General features: G+C 71.3%; 13 protein-coding genes. 1 reads left to right on the top strand and 12 read right to left on the bottom strand.

From position 1 onward, the window contains the following. The 9 genes from ACIREI_RS41300 to ACIREI_RS41260 form a co-directional block, all read right to left on the bottom strand. On the bottom strand, nucleotides 1-1,530 hold the full coding sequence (locus ACIREI_RS41300; RefSeq protein WP_403344819.1) for a right-handed parallel beta-helix repeat-containing protein: 1,530 nt from the start codon (nucleotides 1,528-1,530) through the stop codon (nucleotides 1-3). Next, on the bottom strand, nucleotides 1,527-3,506 hold the full coding sequence (locus ACIREI_RS41295) for an alginate lyase family protein (protein WP_403344817.1): 1,980 nt from the start codon (nucleotides 3,504-3,506) through the stop codon (nucleotides 1,527-1,529). The genes ACIREI_RS41300 and ACIREI_RS41295 overlap by 4 nt, the downstream gene beginning before the upstream one ends. Beyond that, a complete protein-coding gene (locus ACIREI_RS41290; RefSeq protein WP_403344815.1) occupies nucleotides 3,503-5,689 on the bottom strand; it encodes a bi-domain-containing oxidoreductase in 2,187 nt (728 codons plus the stop codon). Before ACIREI_RS41290 ends, ACIREI_RS41295 begins: the two co-directional genes overlap by 4 nt. A 17-nt stretch (nucleotides 5,690-5,706) precedes the next feature. Beyond that, the gene (gene asnB, locus ACIREI_RS41285; protein WP_403344812.1) at nucleotides 5,707-7,641 is read right to left on the bottom strand and encodes an asparagine synthase (glutamine-hydrolyzing); all 1,935 of its coding nucleotides are present in this window, start codon (nucleotides 7,639-7,641) and stop codon (nucleotides 5,707-5,709) included. A 3-nt stretch (nucleotides 7,642-7,644) separates the two neighbouring features. After that, entirely contained in the window at nucleotides 7,645-9,180 is a 1,536-nt protein-coding gene (locus tag ACIREI_RS41280) for a Wzz/FepE/Etk N-terminal domain-containing protein (RefSeq protein WP_403344809.1), read from the bottom strand. Further along, nucleotides 9,177-10,547 carry a Wzz/FepE/Etk N-terminal domain-containing protein gene (locus ACIREI_RS41275; RefSeq protein ID WP_403344806.1) on the bottom strand — a complete coding sequence of 457 codons (1,371 nt, stop codon included), beginning with the start codon at nucleotides 10,545-10,547 and terminating at the stop codon, nucleotides 9,177-9,179. Before ACIREI_RS41275 ends, ACIREI_RS41280 begins: the two co-directional genes overlap by 4 nt. Further along, nucleotides 10,544-11,818, bottom strand: a complete 1,275-nt coding sequence (locus ACIREI_RS41270; RefSeq protein ID WP_403344803.1) for a glycosyltransferase family 4 protein — start codon at nucleotides 11,816-11,818, stop codon at nucleotides 10,544-10,546. The genes ACIREI_RS41275 and ACIREI_RS41270 overlap by 4 nt, the downstream gene beginning before the upstream one ends. Continuing rightward, nucleotides 11,808-13,124 (bottom strand): nucleotide sugar dehydrogenase, encoded by a 1,317-nt coding sequence (locus ACIREI_RS41265; RefSeq protein WP_403344800.1) that lies wholly within the window; start codon nucleotides 13,122-13,124, stop codon nucleotides 11,808-11,810. Before ACIREI_RS41265 ends, ACIREI_RS41270 begins: the two co-directional genes overlap by 11 nt. A 133-nt stretch (nucleotides 13,125-13,257) precedes the next feature. Further along, nucleotides 13,258-14,736, bottom strand: a complete 1,479-nt coding sequence (locus ACIREI_RS41260; protein ID WP_403344797.1) for a sugar transferase — start codon at nucleotides 14,734-14,736, stop codon at nucleotides 13,258-13,260. Nucleotides 14,737-15,553: 817 nt separating this feature from the next. Here ACIREI_RS41260 and abc-f point away from each other — a divergent pair. Continuing rightward, a complete protein-coding gene (abc-f, locus tag ACIREI_RS41255) occupies nucleotides 15,554-17,206 on the top strand; it encodes a ribosomal protection-like ABC-F family protein (protein ID WP_403344794.1) in 1,653 nt (550 codons plus the stop codon). Between the two features lie 306 nt (nucleotides 17,207-17,512). Here the strand turns inward: abc-f and ACIREI_RS41250 are convergent, their stop codons facing one another. The 3 genes from ACIREI_RS41250 to ACIREI_RS41240 form a co-directional block, all read right to left on the bottom strand. Then, nucleotides 17,513-17,785 (bottom strand): hypothetical protein, encoded by a 273-nt coding sequence (locus ACIREI_RS41250; RefSeq protein WP_403344791.1) that lies wholly within the window; start codon nucleotides 17,783-17,785, stop codon nucleotides 17,513-17,515. Further along, on the bottom strand, nucleotides 17,728-18,192 hold the full coding sequence (locus tag ACIREI_RS41245; protein ID WP_403344789.1) for a Fur family transcriptional regulator: 465 nt from the start codon (nucleotides 18,190-18,192) through the stop codon (nucleotides 17,728-17,730). Before ACIREI_RS41245 ends, ACIREI_RS41250 begins: the two co-directional genes overlap by 58 nt. A gap of 625 nt (nucleotides 18,193-18,817) precedes the next feature. Beyond that, nucleotides 18,818-20,017, bottom strand: a complete 1,200-nt coding sequence (locus ACIREI_RS41240; protein WP_403344786.1) for a YncE family protein — start codon at nucleotides 20,015-20,017, stop codon at nucleotides 18,818-18,820. Nucleotides 20,018-20,093 lie beyond the last annotated feature (76 nt).

Below are 20,093 nucleotides of genomic sequence, written 5' to 3'. Positions count from 1 at the left end.
TCAACCACCGGCCCGTGCGCGGAAGGTGCTGCCCGCGTCCTGCCGGTACGGCGTGCCCTGCCACTTCCCGAAGGTCAGCACCCGGCTCGGGTCGTGGGCGACGAACTTCCACGGGCCGACGTAGACGTTGTCGTGCCAGCGGTTGTGCTGCTCGTGGGTGATCGCCTCGGCCACCCGCTCGCCCTGGTACGGCGACCAGTCCGGATAGGTGCCGTAGTTGGCCAGCACCGCCATGCGGTCGCACTTCGCCGTGCACTTGACGACGGACTTGTCCAGCACGAAGCGGTTGTCGTGGATGTCCACCCGCTGGGTCTTCCACCGGCAGTCGGCGTAGAGCGGTGCTTTCGCGATCGCCGGGCGCGCGCAGCGGTCGGTGTCGCGCACCAGCAGAGTGCAGTCACCGGACGACGTGTTGGCCGGGCTGTTGCAGAACCGGTCGGCGTTCTCCCACAGGGTGATCCCGGACCAGTTGTCCTCCAGCACGTTCCGGTAGATCTCGATCTTGTCGGTGCGGGCCTTGATCCGTGGTTCGCCGCCGGATTCGGACAGATAGACCGTCGCGTAGGGGAAGTTGTCACCGCGCTTGGCTTCCCGGCGGCCCTCGACCCAGTTGTTCCGCCGGATCGTGTTGTTCCGGATGACCGCGTTGTAGCTGGTCTCGTAGATCAGGGCGGCACCGTCGTTGGCTTCGAGCACGTTGTTCTCGATGCGGAAGTCGTTGTTGTTGGTGTCCGCCCACAACCCCGTTCCGCGGTTGTCGTGCACCCAGTTGCCGCGCACGTCGGCGCCGTTGACGGCCCAGAACTTGATGCCGCCGGTGCAGCCGCAGCCCTCCCGGCGCCGCTCCCAGTCGTCGGTGTTGTTGCCCACGATCTCGTTGCCCTCGACCACCAGGCCGCTGATCCGGTCGCCGGCCTTGTACGCGTTCATGCCGTACTGGCCGTTGTCACGCAGGCAGCTGGCGCGGACCTGCTGGCGGGCGCCGGCCATCAGTCCGGCACCTGAGTTGTCCTGGATCGTCGCGTGCTCGATCACCCACCCGTCGGCCGAGTCATGGTTGACCACGCCCTCGTCCGGCGGCGCGACGAAGCGCTGCACGGTCAGGTGGCGGATGGTGACGTCACGGGCGCTGCCGCCGAACGCGTACTGGTTCTTCTTCCGGCCGTCGAGCACCGCGCCGGGCGCGCCGAGGTAGCGGTTCCCCTCCTTGGGGATGACCTGGGCGTAGCGGTCCGGGTCGAGCCTGTGCTTGCCCGGTCGCAGCCAGAACGTCGTGTTCGGGGGGCTGCTCTTGGTCTTCGCCGCCAGGTCGCCGACCACCGCGGGGTCGACGGTGACCGCGCCCGCCGGCGCCTTCGCCGGTCCGGCCGCGGGCTTGGCGCACACCCGGGCCACGGGCGTGGACGGCTGCGTGGCGGTCGGCTTCGCCCCGGCGTCCGAGGTGCTCGTGCTCTCACAGCCGGTCGCCGCCAGCAGGGCCAGCGTCAGCGGTGCCGCCGCCAACGCCCAGAGCCGCCTCCCGTTCCTCACGCGCCCCCCTGGCCGCGGAACCTGAGCACGGTGGCGAAGCCCTCCGCGCCGTCGGCGAAGCCGGTGCCGACCAGCGTGGTGGCGGGTTCCTTGCGTCCGAAGCCGGGGGAGTACCAGCCCAGCGGCGGGTCACTCTCGCCGCGGTGCGCCCGCCAGTTCAGCCGCCCGGGCAGGTCGAGCACCGCGGAGCGCTCCTCGCCGTCCCGGGTCCAGGTGAGCTCGGCCCGGTTCCCCACCAGGTCCGCGGCGATGGCCGGGCCGAGGTGGAACGCCAGCCGCACGGCCCGGTTCGGACCGCGCACCTCGTCGACCACCCACAACTCCCGGCCGGCGGCGATCAGTTCCACCCGGCGGCGGTGGACGGAGCCCTGGTAACCGTCGTGCTCGGCACACCAGCGGGCCGCACCGTCACCGGAGGTGTCCACCGCCAGGACGCGGCTGTGGGCATGCCGGGTCCAAAGGAACGGGCCGCCGGAGACGGACTGGTCACCGCCGTCCACCTGCAGGGTGTTGTGGCCGAGGGTCGACCGGAAGTACTGCCGCCACTCGGGCTGCCCGTGGTAGCAGTACGTCCCCGGGTCGGCGAGCACGTCGACCCCGTCGTGCCGGACCTCCACGGACAGGGCGTCCGCGTGGGCGTGCGCGGCGATGGAAAGGAAGCCGTGCGGACCGCCGTCGCAGCGGCACCAGATCTCTTCCGTCCCTTCCGGTCCGCGCAGGATGGTCATGCCCGCGTCGGCGAAATGGGCCGGTCGGCTCGCGGGGCGGGTCACGGCCGGTGCGGTTCCGGTTTTCGCGTACGGCTTGATGAGCGCGGCCAGCAGCGGGGTGCGTACGTCGGTGCCGGTCACTGTCGGCCACCAGGCGAGCCGGCCGAACACGGCGTCCCCGGTGGCCAGGAGCGAGCCCCAGCGGTCGGTGGCCGGGCCGTCGACGACCAGGCCGTGCCCGTCGTCCGCGTCGCCCTGGCGCGGGGGCCGTAACCGGCTGTCCACCACGGCCGCGAGCGCGTCGGTCATCCGCAGCAGCACCAGCCGGACGGACGCGGGGACCGGCACGTCGGCGGCGTCCGCCTCGGCCACCGCGGCCAGGCCGAGTTCCAGCACGAGGCCGTGATACTCGGTGGCCAGCTCGCGGTTGAGGCCGGAGGGGAAGGTGTTGCCGCGCAGGTGCCGCTCCAGTGACCGCAGCGCGTCGGCCCGCCAGCGCGGCGAGGCGGGGAACCAGCCGAACGCGCAGGCCGCGGCCAACTGCCCGGCGGCCTCGGCGATGACGTGGTTGTTCGCCGAAGACCCCCGGCTGGGAAAGGCGGCCAGCCAGCGCTGGTGGTGCCAGATCTGCTTCAGCGCCACCGGGTTGCCCTCGAACAGCCCGGCCGCGCCCGGCCAGCCGTCGAGCAGCCGGCGGATCCACACCCAGGACAGCAGCCGGATGCCCAGCTCGATACCGCTGATCCAGTGCACGCCGCGCAGCGGCGGGTTGGCCGCCCACCAGGACCGCAGGTGCTCGGCCACCCGCTCGGCGTACCGCTCGTCCCCGGTGATCGCGTAGGCGGCGGCGAGCACCGTGAGGTACTGGTGCCGGGACAGCTCCCAGATCTGCTTGATGTCCCCGACCGCGTCCTCGTTCCGGTACGGCACGTCGAAGGCGTAGCCGAACGGAGCCCGGCGGCCGGTCTTCGGGTCGTACCACCAGTCCGGGTCGGTCAGGTCGTCGCGGACCACCCCGAAGTACTCGGCATGCCCGTACATCAGCCGGTCCGCCTCGGCGACGAGACGTTTCGCGGCGTCCGCAGGTATGGCGGCGATCGTCCCGGCGGGCAGGACCGCGGTGAACCGAGCGCCGGTCACGCTCGGGCAGCTGGGCCGCGCCGACCGCCACCGCCGCCTGCGCACCGCGTCGCCGACCCGGCCCGCGACCTCCTGCGGCCCCATCCGGGACAGCCGCCGCAGGTACCAGCCCGCGCTCATGGTCATCGCGCCCCCGCCAACGTCACCGGGGCACCGGCCGCCAGGCCGGTCTGCACGGCGAGGGTGGCCGCCGTGGTGGCGACCAGCGACTGAAGCGGCACCGGCATCGGCCCACCGGTCCGCACGGCCTTGACGAACGCGGCCAGCTCGGCGTTCTGGCCCTTGTCCCGGGCCTTGGGCAGCCGCGAACTGACCCACCGCTTACGGCGGCCATCGTAAACAGCGGCACGGACGAAGTCGTCGAGCCGCAGCGCACGGCCGTCCGCGACCAGGTCCAGCGTCTCCTTGGGGAAGCTGCCCGGGCCGGTGGTGACGTAGCTGATGGTGGCGGTGGACCCGTCCGGGTAGCGCAGTACGACCTGAAGGTCGTCGTTGCCGGGCGTGGCGACCGCGTACACCGACACCGGGTCGGCGTCGAGCAGCCAGCTCGCCGTGTCGATGAAGTGCCCGCCCTCGCCCACGAACCGCGAGCCCTGGCTGCCCTGTTGGAGGTACCAGCTGCCGTGGTCGAGGCGGCCGGCGTTGACCAGGTAGCGGAGGTTCGCCGGGCCGGTCCGGGCGCCGAACCGCTCCCTGGCCTCCCGCAGCAGCGGCGCGAACCGGCGGTTGAAGCCCACCTGCAGCCGGTCGTTGCCGGACTCCTCCACAGCGGCCAGTACGTCGGCCAGTTCGTCCTCGGTGAGCGCCAAGGGCTTCTCCACGAAGACGGTCTTGCCGGCCAGCAGTGCCTTCCGGGTCAGTTCGGCGTGCGAGCTGTGCCGGGTGACGACGAACACCGCGTCGATGGACTTGTCGCCGAGCACGGCGTCGAGATCGGTGGTCGCCTCGGCGAAGGCGAACTTCCGCTGCGCGTTGGCCGCGGACAGCGCCGTCGTGGTGACGACGGTGGACAGCTCGACGCCGTCGCGCTGGGCCAGGTGCGGCAGCAGCATCGAGCTCGCGTAGTTCCCCGCGCCGACAAACGCGAGGCGCACCGGCGTCCTGGCGGCCCGGACCGGACCCCGCTGCACGTTCACGGCGGGCACGGCCACCGCCGGGGCCGCCGCTTCCTCCGCTTCCCCGGCCTGTTCGGGGTACCGGAACAGCACCGCCACGGCCTTCAGATCGCCGTCCTTCAGGCTCCGGTACGTCTCGACGGCGTCGTCGAAGTCGGCGATGCGGGAGACCAGCGGCTCCACGTCGACGCTGCCGCGGGCGAGGAGATCGAGGAAGCACGCCAGGTTGCGGCGCTCGGTCCAGCGCACGTAGCCGATCGGGTAGTCCCGGCCCTCCAGTTCGTACTCCGGGTCGTAGCGCCCGGGGCCGTACGAACGCGAGAACCGGACGTCGAGCTCCTTCTCGTAGTAAGCGTTCCACGGCAGGTTCAAGCTGCACTTGCCGATGTCGACGACCCGGCCGCGGTCCCGGCACAGCTTGGCGGCCAGCTCGACGGGCTCGTTGCTGCCGCCGCCGGCGGCCAGGTACACCTGGTCCACGCCGTGACCGCCGGTGAGTTCGGCGACGGCGGTCTCCACGGCCGGGGACGCGGGATCGCCGCAGGCCGCGGCGCCCAGACGCTCCGCCAGCTCGCAGCGCACCGGGTCGGGGTCGACGCCGACGACACGGACCCCCGAGGCGGCCAGGAGCTGCACCACCAACTGCCCGATCAGCCCGAGGCCGATGACCAGTGCCACGTCGCCGAGCTGTGACTCGCCCTGGCGGACGCCCTGCAGCGCGATCGACCCGACGGTGCCGAAGGCGGCGTGGCGCGACGCGAGGCCGTCCGGCACCGGGGCGTAGAGGTTCTTCGGCACCCAGTTCAGCTCGGCGTGCAACGCGTGCTCGTTGCCGGCGCAGGCCACGAGATCGCCGACCTTCACGTCGTCGATGCCGGCGCCGACCTGCTCGACCACCCCGCACAGCGAGTAGCCCAGCGGCGTGTAGGAGTCCAGCTTGCCCATCACCTTGCGGTACGTGGCGGGCACCCCGTTGGTGGCCACGCTCTGCATGACCTTGGCCACCTGGTCCGGGCGGGAGCGGGCCTTGCCCAGCATCGACATGCCGGCCTCGGACACCTTCATGAGCTCGGTCCCGGTGGATATCAGCGAGTAGGCGCTGCGGACCAGCACACCGCCCGGCTTGCACCCCGGCACCGGAACGTCGAGCACCGCCAGCTCGCCGCTCTTGTAGTTCTGTACAACCTGCTTCACTCGAACTCCCCTGATTCCTAAGCCGTTTGCCGAGTGCTCTGGCCGGACCCAGAGGTCGCGTCGCGATACCAGTACTCGAGGGTCAGCACATGCCACAGATGCTTGGAGAAGTCCCGCTGCCCGGCGGCGTCCTCGGCGACCATCCGCGCCAGCGCGTCGCGGCGCAGGAACCCGGAACGGACGAGCTCGCCGTCGTTCACCACCTCGCGCACCAGCGGCGCCAGATCCCGGCTCATCCAGGCCCGCAGCGGGGCGCTGAACAGGCCCTTGGGCCGGTACACGATCTCCCGGGGCAGGACCGAGACGGCCGCCTCCTTCAGGACGGCCTTGCCCTGCCGCCCGACGATCTTGCGATCACCGGGCACCGCGAACGCCGCCTTGACCACCTCGACGTCCACGTACGGCACCCGCACCTCGGTGGACGCGGCCATGCTGGAGCGGTCCGTGTACGTGAGGTTCAGGCCCGGCAGGAACATCCGGGCGTCGGTCAGGCACATGCGGTTGACGAAGTCGTCGAGGTCGTTGTCCTGGTAGATGTCCGCGTGCTCGGTCAGCACGTCGTCGACCGTCCCGGCCAGGTCCGGGTCGAGGAGGGCGAGCAGTTCGTCCTGGTCGTACATGGTGTAGCTGCGCCGGAACGCGGCCTCCTCCGGCAGCTCGGCGAAGGACAGGAACCGCTTCGCGAAGCGCACCGACCGGTACCCCCGGCGGGACGTGGCGACCGGCAGCCGGTCCACGGCCGCGGACACCCCGCGCCGCAGGGGCCGCGGCACGCGCTGGTAGCGCAGCGCGAGCAGGTTGGCGAAGTGCTTGCGGTACCCGGCGAACAGCTCGTCGGCGCCCATCCCCGAGAGCATCACCTTGACCCCGGCCTCCCGGGCGGCCGAGCAGATCAGGAACGTGTTGATCGCGGCGGGGTCGCCGATCGGCTCGTCCAAGGCGTACGTCATCCGGGGCAGCAGGTCGAGCACGTTCGGGGCGATCTCGATCTCGTGCAGGTCGACGCCGAACCGCTCGGCCACCTGCCGGGCGTAGCGCAGGTCGTCCGGCATCGCCTCGAACTTGGCGTCCTCGGCGCGGAATCCGATCGTGTAAGCGGAGATCCCGGGCTGATGGCGGGCCGCCAGCGCGGTCAGGTAGCTGGAGTCCAGCCCGCCGGAGAGGAAGGTCGCCACGGGTACGTCGGAGAGGAGGTGGCGCCGGGTCGATTCCTCGACGACGGCGGCCAGGTCCGGCTGATCGCCGCTGCGGGCGCGCTCCCGCCCCTCGGCGGCGACGTCCTTCAGGTTCCAGAACCGGCCGCGCTCCACCCGGCCGTCGGGCCGGCACCGCAGCCAGCTGCCCGGCGGCAGCTTCTCCGCCTCACGGAACGCGCAGCGTGAGTCCGGCACCCAGTAATACAGCAGCGAGGCCACCAGTGCCGCATGGTCCACCTCCAGCGACCCGCCGGTCGCGGCGGCGAGCGCCTTCAGCTCGGACGCGAACACCAGACCCTCACCGCGCCGGAGCAGGAACAGCGGCTTGATGCCCAACTGGTCGCGGGCGAGAACGAGTTCACCGGTTCGCTCGTCGAAGATCCCGAACGCGAACATGCCGCGCAGCCGGGGCAGGCAGTCCGTGCCCCAGCGCCGCCAGGCCTCGAGGAGCACCTCGGTGTCGGAGGTACCGCGGAAGCGCACTCCGGCGGCGGCCAGCTCGGCGCGCAGTTCGGGCGCGTTGTACAGCTCGCCGTTGTACGTCAGGGCGAGGCCGTCGGAGACCATCGGCTGGGCGCCGGTCTCGGACAGGTCGATGATGGCCAGCCGGCGGTGGCCGAGGTGCACTTCGCCGTCACCGACGGAGTGGCCGTACCGGCCCGCCCCGTCCGGACCGCGGTGGGCGAGGGTTTCGGTGAGCCGGTCGGTCACCGGCTTCCCGTCCGGCCATCGGTAAGTACCTGCGATGCCACACATGTCCTACCGCGCCTCCTGGTCGTTGTCCGGGACCCGTGCGGCCCACGCCGGCTGTCGTTCCGTATGCCGCTGGCCCGTCCCGTTCTGCGCGGCCGTACGCTCGCTGCGGCCGCGCAGCGCGGTGTGCAGCCCGTCCCACAGCGTCCCGTCGGTCCGGTCACGCGGATCGGGGTCGATCAGCACCACACCGATCACCGGAATGCGCTGGTCGGCGAGCTGCCGTGCCACGGTGTGCAGCCACGCGGCGCTGCCGTGCCCGGCCCGCACGACGAGCACGGTCCGGGTGCCGAGGTACTGGAGGTCGGTCCACGCCGTGCCGGGCGCCACCGAGCCGACGCCGAGCCGACGCTGCTGGTCCGGCACGGTCGCGGCACGCGCGCCGCTGACCACGGTCGGGTCACCCGGCTTCGGGCGGCGGCCCGAGAGATGCGGGCCGGGCAGGCCATCGACGATGACCACTGGCCCGTCCGGTGCCAGTGCCCGGGCGACGTCCAGGGCGATCACGCTCGTGCCGCGCGCACAGCCCAGTTCCAGCAGCGACACCGGTTCCGCGGAGCCGCGCACCGTGCGGGCAAGGGTCGTGGTGAGCCGTTCGCGTGCCGCCCGGGTCCGTCGGCGCTGCCACCGCCCGCGCGACCGCAAGGACGTGCGGCGCAGCTCCGCGATGACCGAGGCGCCCAGGTTCGCCGCGATGTCCCGGCGCAACACGGGGCGGTCCGCCACCACCGTGCCGACCGCGGCCAGCGCCAGCCCGAGGACGAGCCCGAGGACGAGGCCGATCGCGGAGTTGGTGACAGCGGCCTTGGGCAGGGAGTGGCGCACCGCGCGCGGTGCGTCCACGATCTGCGTGCCGGCGACGACCTCGGGCGTGCCGGTGCGCGCCTCCGCGGCGCGCTGGTCGAAATCGGCGATCCGCGAGGTGAGTTCGGCCCGTCGGGCGAAGAGCGACTCGATGCTCGCCGACGCTTTCGGGTCGCTCTCCGTCTCCGGCGATCGGTCTCCGATGTCCTTGTTGACCTGGGCGAGCTCGTCCCGCATACGGTCCCGCTGGTCGAGCAGGGCCTTGGCCTCGGCCTGCGCGGTTTCCCGCATCCGCCGCACATGGTCCGCCACGAACGCGTCGGCCAGCGCCTTGGCCCGGGCCACCGCTTCCGTGTCGCTGTCACCGGTCACTTCGATCTGCAGCAGGTTGTTGGTCAGGCCGGTGCCCCGGTAGTCGCGCATGAAGTCTTCAGGTTTTTCAGGGGACTTGAGGGCCTGGAGCGCCTTGTCGGCGATCCGTGTGGTCTGCAGCAGCTCGACATCGGTACGGATCAGCGTTCCGGTGTCGTTCGGCTGGTCCTGCTTGTGCGCGACCAGCACCTTGGTCACCGCGCTCGGCGGCGGTGGCAGCAGGACCGCCACCGCCGCGCCGGCCAGCAGGCCGAGGAGCGCCATGGCGCACCACAGGCGGCGGCGCCTGCGCACCGCCACCACCAGCGCCTGCAGGTCGAGGAGCGGAGCGGCGGCCGACGCCTCCGAAGTCTTGCTCGTCGTCACACCGAACCTCCCGTCGCGTGGCCGCGCACCGCGAGCGCCGGAGTGGCGGCGTCCGGGGAAGAGCCGGCAGACCGCGCCGGACGGTCCCGGACGGTGTCGGCGACGACGATGCCGACGACCTCGTGCCCGCCGTCCGCACACGCCTCGGCGACGCCCGCGAGCTCCTCCGCGGTCCAGCAGCCCGCGCTGAGGACGACCAGGGCACCGTTCTCGGTGTCGCGGTCCGGCACCATCGGCCGGTCCACCGACACCTCCACCACCCGCAGCAGCACATCGCTCTCGGCCTCGACGACGAGCTGTTCGGCGGCCCGGCGGGCGACCTCGTCGCCGTCCGGTACGACAGCCAACAGGAGCCGGGGAGCGGGCAGCCGGTCCCGGAGGCGAGCGCACACCCGCCGGTAGCGGATCCGCCTGCCGGCCGCGTCGACGGACCTTAGCGGGGCCGGCGCGTCCCAGCGGGTGTCCATGCCGAGGAGCCGGCGGATCCGGGCCCGTGACCCGCTGCCTTCCGGCCGGTGCGCGCGCGGGTCATCGGGCACGTCGACAGTGCCGAGCAGCGCCGAGCCCAGCGCCGCGGCGATCTCCGGTTCGGTGCGCAGCCGGCGATTGACCCGGGCGGCGACGAGATGGCCGATGACGGCGAGCAGGAGGAACAGCACTGCCCCGCCGACGACGAGCTGCGTCCTCGTCGGCGGCGCCTCGCCGGTCGGCCGGACCGCCGGCCCCATGACGACCATGCCGGCCATGCTGGTCGCGGGATCGGCCTCGTCCAGCTTCGTCATGGCCTCTTCCAGCGAGGTGCGCAGCTTCTCGAGCGAGGTACGGGCCTGCACGCTCTCCACGGTCCGACCCGGATCGGCCGCATTGGCCAGGTCGGTGATGCGGCGGTTGGTCTCCTCGACCTTCTTGCGCAGCGCCTCGGGCCCCGTGGCCGCTTCGGAGTCGGTGCCGCCGCCCGCGATCCGCGCGGCGAATGCGACGAACTGCTGGGCCACTTGGTCGGAGAGCCGCTGCGCCCGCTGAGGGGTGTCGGCCGTACCCGAGATCTTGATGATGTTCCCGTCGGCGGCCTTGGCGGTCACTCGCTCCCGCAGCTCGGCGCGGCTGACGTCCGTCCAGTCGAGCTTGTCGGCCACGCGCTCGACCACCGTGGAACTGGTCGCGATCTCCGCCTGCGTCAGCAGTTCGCGCTCCTCCCACTGCCCCGGCAGCAACACGGATGCCGACGCCGTATAGCGCGGCGGGAACACCACCACCGAGGCGCCGTAGCCGACGAGCGCGCCCACGATGGTGAGGGCGGCGAGCAGCCGCCACCGCCGACGGAGTATCCGCCCGATCGTGACGAGGCGGATCGTGTCATCGCTCAACGGCGCGGCCTCTTCCCTGTACGGACCGTGCGGACCGGGCCGCCCGCCGACACCGGAGTCTGGTCACGGCACGCGGCGGCATAGGCGGCGAGCAGCGACGTCTGCGAATTCCGCCAGGAAAGCGGCCCGCTGATCCGCTCCTCGCCGATCTTGCCCATCCGGGCCCGCTTCTCCGGATCGTCCAGCAACTCCGCGATGAGCTGGGCGAATTCGCCCTCGTCGTTGGCGGGCGCGTAGACGGCGGCGTCACCGGCGGAGACGCGCGCCTCCTTCAGGTCGAAGGAGACGATCGGCCGGCCCATCGCCATGTACTCCAGGACCTTGTTCATGGTCGACACGTCGTTGAGGGGATTGCGCGGGTCGGGGGAGAGACACACGTCCGCGGTGGACAGGTAACGCACCAGGTCGGCGTCCGGAATGCGCCCGGTGAACTGCACCTGCTCCGTGAGTCCGAGCCGCCGGGACAGCTCCACCATCGCGTCGAAGGCATCGCCGGAGCCGACGAACACCGCGTGCCAGTCGGTCCGCCCGACCTCGTCGCGCAGCTTCGCCAGGGCCCGCAAGGCGTAGTCGACGCCGTCCTGCGGGCCCATGACGCCGAGGTAGCACAGCAGATGAGGCTTGCCGCGCTTCAACTCCGGCTCGGGCGGCACCGGTTGGAACCGCTCGATCGCGGGCGCGCTGCGCACCACGAAGACGTCCTCAGGGCGTCGACCGCCACGGCGCACCGCGACGTCCCGGTAGCTCTCGTTCGTGGCGAGTACGACGTCCGCGGCCCGGTAGGTGCGTCGTTCCAGCGCGCACACGGCGCGGTAGAGCAGATCCTTGCCGCGGTCGAACCGGGAGAGGTACAGCTCGGGCACCAGGTCGTGCTGGTCGAAGACGAACCGCGCGCCGCGCCGCTTCAGCCACAGCGCCGGCAGGAACAGCAGGTCCGGCGGGTTGCAGGCGTGGACCACGTCGACCGGTCCCACCTTGCGGGCCAGCCGGGCCGTGTGCCACAGCGCCGATCCGTACTCCCGCAGGTAGCCGGCCGGCCCTCCGGTGGCCGCGCGCAACGGGTAGCGGTGGATCCGCACCCCGTCGATCACCGCCTCCGGCTCCGTGTCCCGCTTCTCCCCCCGGGGACAGATGACGTGCACCTCCCAGCCCGCGTCGCGCAGCGTCGTGCACTCCTGCCACACCCGCCGGTCGAACGGCACCGACAGGTTCTCCACCAGGATCAGCGCGCGCCGGCCCGACCCGTCACCGCGTATTGCGTTACCAAGCAAGGCCCACGTACCCCGGTTCGGCCCGGCGCGCCTCGGCGTCGGGAAGGCGGATGAGGTCGACTATCACGGGGCCGCCACCATGGGGCAGCGCCGAAAGGACGGCCGGATCCCTGGTCCCGACCAGGCACACCTCGGCGTGTTCGAGCACTTCGTCGACGGAGTCCGCGAGCAGCTGCGCGAGGTGCGGCAGCCGGGTCTCGATGTACTCGCGGTTCGCGCCGATCAGCCGGGACAGGCTCACATTGGCGTCGTGGATCCGCAGGTCGTAGCCCTTGCCGTGCAGCCTCTCCGCCAGCTCGACGAGCGGGCTCTCGCGGAGGTCGTCGGTGCCGGGTTTGAAGGACAGCCCGAACAGGCCCACCCGGCGCTTGCCGGTGCGCTCGACCAGCTCCACCGCGCGCTGCAGATGGTCGGCGTTGGAGGGCAGCACGTGGGCGAGGATGGGCACCGAGACATCGGCCCGCTGTGCCGCGTGGACCAGGCTGCGCAGGTCCTTGGGCAGGCAGGAACCGCCGAAGGCGAAGCCGGGCCGCAGATAGGCGGGGCTGATGTTGAGCTTGCGGTCGGCCAGGAACACGTCCATCACCTGGTGCGAGTCCACCCCGAGCGCCTGGCACACCGCGCCCAGCTCGTTCGCGAAGCCGATCTTGAGGCCGTGGAACGCGTTGTCCGCGTACTTGATCGCCTCGGCCGTCGGGACCGGCACCCGGAACACCTCGCCGGGCAGGCCGTCGTACAGCTTCATCACCGCGTCGCCGCTCGCCGGGTCGAGCTCGCCGATGACGGTCTTGGGCGGGTCGAAGAAGTCCCGCACGCTCGTGCCCTCGCGCAGGAACTCCGGGTTGACCGCGACCCCGATGTCCACCCCGGCCGTGCCGCCGACGTACTTCTCCAGGATCGGTACCAGCAGGTTCAGGCAGGTGCCCGGGAGCATGGTGCTGCGGAACACGACGGTGTGCCGCCCGCCCCGCTCGGCGAGCGCCGCGCCGATCTCCTCGGTGACCCGCTCCAAGTACGTGGTGCACAGGCTGCCGTTGGGCTCCGACGGCGTGCCCACGCACACCAGCGATATCTCGCTGCCCATGACCGCCTCGCGGACGTCGCCGGTGGCGCGTAACGAGCCCGCCCTTACGACGTCGGCGATGAGCTCGCCGATCCGCTCCTCGACCACCGGGGCCTTGCCGTCGTTCACCAGGTCGACCTTCACCTGGTTCACGTCCACCCCGATGACCTCGTGACCCATGCTGGCCAGGCACGCGGCCGACACACAGCCCACGTAGCCGAGCCCGAAAACACTGACTCTCATGACGCGTTCCTCCCCCCAGGCAGGCCCATGTGGCCTGCCGTCCCCCAACGCAGGCCCTTGTGACCTGCGATCCCCCCATGCAGGCCGCTATGGCCCGCGGTCCGAGCGCCGGCCGGACGACGGCCCCCGCGCATCAATAGGCCCCCTGGCCGTGGATCACCGCACGCAGCGTCTTCCACAAGATCACCGCGTCCAGGGCGAGCGACCAGTCCTCCACGTACCGCAGGTCGAGGCGGACCGCCTCCTCCCACGGCAGGTCGCTGCGTCCGCTGATCTGCCACAGGCCGGTGAGTCCGGGCTTGACCAGCAGCCGCCGCCGGATGTCCGGGCCGTACGCGGCGGACTCCTCCGGCAAGGGAGGCCGCGGACCGACGAGCGACATGGATCCGGTGAGTACGTTGAAGAGCTGCGGGAGTTCGTCGATCGAGTACCGGCGCAGCACCGCTCCCACCCGGGTCACCCGCGGATCCCGGCGGACCTTGAACAGCAGCCCCGCACCCTCGTTGCGGTCGGCGAGCTCGGCTCGTGCCCCGTGGGCCCCGTCGACCATGGTGCGGAACTTGAGAATGGTGAACTCACGACCGTCCTTGCCGACCCTGCGCTGGCGGTAGAACGCCCCACCCCGGCTGTCCATCAGCACGAGCACCGCGACGAACACCATCAGCGGCGCGAACAGCATCAGCAGAAACGTTGCGCCTATCCGATCGACGACCCCTTTGACCGCCCGGCGGCCCCCGGTGAAGGCCGGCATGCTGACCCGCAGCAGCGGGATCCCGAGCACCGCGTCGACGTGCAGCCGCGGGCCGGCCACCTCCATCAGCACGGGGGCCACGACCATTTCGGCGTCGCTGCCTTCGAGGTTCCAGGCCAGCCGCTGCAGCCGGTCCGGTGACCAGTGCGGGTCGGGGGTGACCGCGACGACCCGGTAGCCGTCGTGGCGCACGTGCTTGGCGACGTCCTCCAGTTGCCCGACGACCGGCACCCCGTCCAGATGGTCACCGTCGAGCCCGAGTCCGTCCGTCGTGCACACAGCGTCCACCCGCCAGCCGAGGTGCGGGAACTTGCGGGTCCGGGTGATCAGGTCGCGCACGGTGTCCGGGCTCCCGGCAGCGAGCACCGGTCTCAGGCACCGCCCTTCCTTCCGCTGTTTGTGCAGCCGGAGGCGCAGCAGATACCGCGCGATCATGGTGATGAGTGCGATCGCGGGGATCGCGACGAAGATCCAGAGTTTGATGTTGCGCGAGGTGAGGGCGATACCGCCGAGCGCCAGTACGACGGTCGCCATGAACAGTGAGCGTCCGAGCCGGCGGAATTCCTCGGCCCCCTGGCCGAGCACGGCCGGAGCCCAAGATCGGCTCACCGCGAGTGCCCCCAGCACCAGCAGCTCGGTGCCGAATGCGAGAATTCCCCATTTCTCATGCCAGTTGGCCGCGTCCCGGGCCCCGAAGAAGTTGCCGATCGCCGCCACCACGAAAGCGGTGGCCACGGTATCGCTCATGATCACGGTACGGCGGTACCGCTGCTCCCAGTCGATCGCGGGCCGGCTGATCGCCCCGTTCGCCAGACGCCCGCGCGCCGACGGAAACGGGTCGACTAATTCCCCCTGTTGCACAGGACCCCCCAGGTCACCAGTGGTTCGACGTGTTCGCCTAACACTGCTTCTCCCCCCGGGAGGCACCCCCGCCCCCCGCGCCGCGCTGTTCCTCCCCTCGGGAGGCCCCCGCCTCCCGCGCATGACATCCCGGCTATTTCAGCGCTACTTGAACAACTCACCCTGGCGGCAGCGGATTCGCATGTCCTGCCGAACTCTCAAGGTGTGCGGGATCCCGTCGAAACCTCGGATGCTCCCGGGTGCTCCCCGCACCCAAGGCCCCGTCTCGGGCTCCAAGAATTGATCACCCCCACGTCTGGCGCCGGGGACGCGACTGCTGGTTTTCCGTAGCGCCGGACCTATAGATCATTACTGTCCGCTTCGTGATCCGAACAGCTGAAGCACGGTCAATCTAGACCATCGGGGCCCGGTGTGTAGAGGGGATGTGTGTAATTTGTGTTCAAGCTTTGGGGCTGGATCCAGCCTGGTGTTCGTGCACTGGGAGCAAGTCGGACCTGAAACTGTGACGCGTATCTGATCTGACGCTCGCGGATGAGGCGTCAGGTCGCCAGGTGTGGCGGGCGAGCGCATGCGCGGCGATGGTCACTCAGGAGCCGAGGGTGGCGAGCCGGTCCGCTGTCGCCGGGGGCGAGCGGGCCCTCTCCGGGTTCTTGTGGCGGACTTCGCGATCACCGGGGGCCCCGGATCTGAATTGAGGCGAGACGGTTCGTCTTGTTATGGTGAGGGCATGGCTTTCCTCTTCTTCGTCTGAGTCACGGCACGGCCGATGCCGCCGTTTCCGCCGCCCGTAGACCCTTCATATGCCCAGGGAAGCCATATGCGCGACCGCGCCCATACCGCCGTGCCCACCGTCGCCCCCGCTGCCGTGGCGCAGCTGTCCGTCAAGGACGTCACCAAGTCCTACGGCACCCGGACCGTCCTGGACCAGGTCTGCTTCACCGTCCGTCCGGGCGAGAAGGCCGCCGTCATCGGCGAGAACGGCTCCGGCAAGTCCACCCTGCTGCGGCTGCTCGCCGCTGCTGAGACGCCGGACGCCGGGGAGATCACCGTCAGCTTCCCCGGCGGCACCGGCCACCTGGCTCAGACCCTCGACCTCGGCGCGGACCGCACCGTGCAGGACGCCGTCGACCTCGCCCTCGCCGAACTGCGCGACATGGAGGACCAGTTGCGGAGCGCGGAGGAGTCCCTCGGCGAGGCAACGCAAGAGGAACTCGCCGCGTACGGCGACCTGCTGACCGCATACGAGGAACGCGGCGGATACGAGGCGGACGCCCGTGTGGATGCCGCGATGCACGGGCTCGGGCTCGCCCGGATCACCCGCGACCGCCTGCTCGGCTCGCTGTCCGGCGGCGAGCAGTCGCGGCTCGCGCTCGCCTGCGTCCTGGCCGCCAACCCCGAACTGCTGCTCCTCGACGAACCGACGAACCACCTCGATGCGGCGGCCGTGCACTGGCTGGAGGAGCACCTGCGCGCACACCGCGGCACCGTCGTGGCGGTCACCCACGACCGCGGCTTCCTGGAACGCGTCGCCACCACCATCCTCGAGGTCGACCGGGACACGCGCACGGTGCTCCGGTACGGCGACGGCTGGGCCGGCTACCGCGCCGCGAAGGCCGCCGCCCGGCGCGGCGCCGAGCAGCGGTACGCGGACTGGGTCGAGGAGGTGGCCCGTATGGAGGAACTGCTCGAGGCCGCAGGGAGGCGGCTTGCCACCACCGGCCGCGACCCGAAGCAGGGTTTCGGCAAGCACCGCCGGTCCAGCGAGGCGAAGCTCGGCGGGCAGGTGCGCTCCGTCCGGGAGCGCCTGGCCCAGCTGCGGCGCAACCCGGTGGCCGAGCCGCCGGCACCACTCCGCTTCACCACGGCGCTGTCGCCGGCAGACGGCCCCGCCCAGGGCCCCGTCGCCGAGTTCGACGGCATACGGGTCGGCGAGCGGCTGCGTCTGGACGGGCTCCTTGCGATAGCTCCCGGACAGCGGCTGCTGGTCACGGGCGAGAACGGCGCGGGCAAGACGACGCTCCTGCGCGTCCTGGCGGGCGACCTGGAGCCGGACGCCGGCACGGCACGCCGCCCCGCCCGGATCGGCTACCTCGCCCAGGAACTGCCCGCGCACTCCACGCGGCTCCCGCTGCTCGCCGCGTTCGCTGCCGGGCGGCCCGGACAGCCGGCGGAGTACGCAGAAAAGCTCCTGGCGCTGGGACTGTTCCGCGAGGAGGACCTGCACGTCCCGGTCGCCGCCCTGTCCGTGGGCCAGCAGCGGCGTCTGCAGATCGCCCGCCTGGTGACCCGGCCCGCGGACCTCCTCGTCCTCGACGAGCCGACCAACCACATCGCGCTCGACCTGGTCGAGGACCTTCAGACGGCGCTCGCCACGTACCCAGGAGCGGTGGTCGCGGTGTCGCACGACCGTGACTTCCGCACCCGCTTCGAAGGGGAGCGGCTGGAACTGCACGCCGGCCGCAGGCGCTGACCCCTCGGATCCTCGTCCTCCGCGAACGGCCCTCGCCCACGCCTCGACCTGCCCAACAGCCGGAAAACCGGCTGAAACGACGGAGCCATGCTGCCCGGCTCGCATTCCCTCGCATCCAGGCAGCGTTTGCGTCTGGACAGCCAGTTACCGAGAGATGTCCTGCACGATGCGGGTGGCGATGGCCGTCCCCGCCGGAACCGACTGACAGGCAGCGCCTATAAGGCAGATCAGATCTGTGCCGGTGAGGACGGTGACGGGGGCGCGTGCGTCGCGGGTGTGGTCCGGAGTGGTCAAGCCGGGTTCCACTCAGCGCGGTTGAGTGTTGAGCAGGGCGGCCCGCAGGTCGGCCTTGGTGATCTGGTCGGTGGGCTGGTGCAGCGTCCAGCGGCGAGCCGTGCTGTCCATCGGCAGTACGGCGACGACGGTCTCGACCGGCGGGCAGCCCGGTTCCGTGCAGGTCAGCCGGCGGATCATGACGGCGGTGTCGTCGTCGAGCGCGAGCAGGGTGCGCACGGTCTCCTTCAGCTCGCGCAGCTGCGGGCTCGGCCGGGGGTGTCCGGGGCGTGTTCCCAGTGCCATGGCGGTTCTCCTTCGGCCCCGGAGGGCTGGCAGGTGGTGCAGACGCCGGTGAGTTCGACGGTGTGCTCGACCGCCGCGTAGCCGGTGGCGGCGGCGATCCGTCCGGCCCACTCCTCAACGACGTCCGAGTCCACGGGGCGGCTGCGGCCGCAGGCGCGGCACAGCAGGTAGTGGCGGTGGCCGTCGGCCGGCCGGGTCCGGTAGAGCCGTTCGCCGGCGTCGTCGCGCACGACGTCCGCGCCGCCGGACGCCTCGAGACCGCGCAGGGCGCGATAGACCGTGGTCAGGCCGATGCGGATGCCGTTCTCGACGAGCCGGTTGTGCAGCTCCTGGGCCGATACGAAGTCCTGGCAGCTTGCCAGCGCGTGCATGACCGCCGACCGTTGCGGGGTCCTTCGCCCGTCCACGCAGGTCACCTCCTGGCATTCGCCGAATCGGTGACCCCAAGCTAGATGACAATGAAATCCATGTCCATGTGAATGCAGATTCATGCATTCGTTCAGAGGGCCTGTGGGCTGGGCTCGGCGACGAACGTGCCCAGGGCCCACCGCCGTTGCGCTCTCACGCCGCGCCCGGAAGCTGGTGGTCGTACAAAACTGCGCTATTGCCGGGGGTGTTCATCATCGGTGTCATTCTCGAGGTCTGGTCGGGACCCCTCCGCTCTCGCTCGGGGCGCGGGCCATGTCCTGGTTGGCCTGAACGGGATGCGTCTGCCGCATGGAAGCAGGCCGTGAGCGAAGAGGGGCGTCGACGGACATGGGTGCGTCCGTCTGTTCGGTTGTACAGCGGTGTTCGGCAGCCAAGTGGGCCTGCGGGAGGCGAGGGGCTGGGTGCGGTGGACCAGGCGGCTGTCTCCGCCGGGCGGCGCAGGCCCGCTGCACATGCGCCTCGGCCTCGCTCAGTGCGAATCGGGGATGCGCTCGGCGATCAGGCCGACGACGCGGCGGACCTTGCGCGCCCCAGGGGCGGCCGCGGCCCCTCGGTTGGGTTCCGGATCCACTCGAGGGTGGTCAGTCCGGTGTCGATCGACTGTTACCGGCCCACGGGGTCACCTTCGGCCCTGTCGGTCTGTGTGCGCAGTACCGCGTGGCCGCCGTGATGCAAGGGTGTGCCCAGCTTCAAGCGAGCCGCCTCGCTGCCCGTTCGGGCATCGAAGAGGTGAACCTCGCCATGACCGCCGCGGGTGACGGCGACCCAGTCCCCGCCCGGTGAGGCTGCCACCGCCCGGCGTTGGACGCCCTCCCAGGGGGTGCCGCCGAGGCGGGGTGCGCCGTCCATGGCTGGGAGGGGGAGGTGGCGGGCGGTCTTGCCGTCGGCGTCCAGCAGGATCAGTTCGTCGCCGTCCGGGTGGATGCGGGTGAAGGCGGTGTGGTCCTTGGCGAGGGCCAGCCGGAAGACCAGCCCCGGGCCGAGTTCTGTCAGGGTCGTACGGTCGGTGTCCAGGTCGTGACGCCACGCCTGGTTCGTCCACTCCGGCCAGCGGAGGGGGTCCGCGGGGCCTCCTCGTAGCGTCGACCACAGGACCGGCCGCCGTGGGTCGAGGCGCAGGTACCAGCCCCGGGCGGGCGAGCCCCACGGGATCACCGGCTCCGCGAGGAGTGCGTCGCCCTTACGGCGTGCCCGGTGCACCCCCTCGCCGGTGGCCGCGAACACTTGGCCGCGGTCCGGGGCTTGGGCATCTCCGTGCCCGTCGTCCGGGAGGGGGAGGTGTGCGTGGGCGGCTACCGTCGGGCAGCCGGGCGGTGTGCCGAGCAGGTCGGCGAACCGATGGGAGGTCAGGGCGCCGGGCTCCCTGTGCCGCAGGATGACGAGGGGGTCGCCGTCGCCGAGTACGGTCACTCCCGGCTCGCCCACGCGCGTGCGCACCCGGGCCGCGTCTTCGGTGATGAGGTCTACGACTGTCAGCAGGTCCGACCACGGCTCGGTGTTCTTGCCCAGGCCGGTGGTGACGGCCACCCATCGGCCGGACGGGTCGACGGCGAGGTGCTCGGCCGGCACGGCGACCGGAATCGCGGCCTGCACCAGCTCGTGGCCGAACGGGTCGAGCACCAGCAGCTCGCCCCTGCGGTCGTCGACGCAGGCCACCCGGCCGCCGGGCAGCGCCAGGAATCCGGCGTGCTCGGAGAGATGGCGGCCTGTGAGGCGGCCCGTCTGGGTGCCGTCCGGCACGGTCAGCACATGGACGGTTCCCCCCACGTGGTCGGAGACGAGAAGCAGTGGAGCGGTGGTCATCGTTGCCTCCATCGTTGAAAGGGGATTTGGTGAAAACGATTATCATGTATGTTCGGTGGGTCTGGGGACCATCAAG

This window comes from Streptomyces sp. NPDC093591 (assembly GCF_044764885.1).
In the GTDB taxonomy this organism is placed as follows: Bacteria; Actinomycetota; Actinomycetes; order Streptomycetales; family Streptomycetaceae; genus Streptomyces.
Note: the sequence above shows the minus strand (reverse complement) of the source record. Positions and strands in the feature narration are given on the sequence as shown.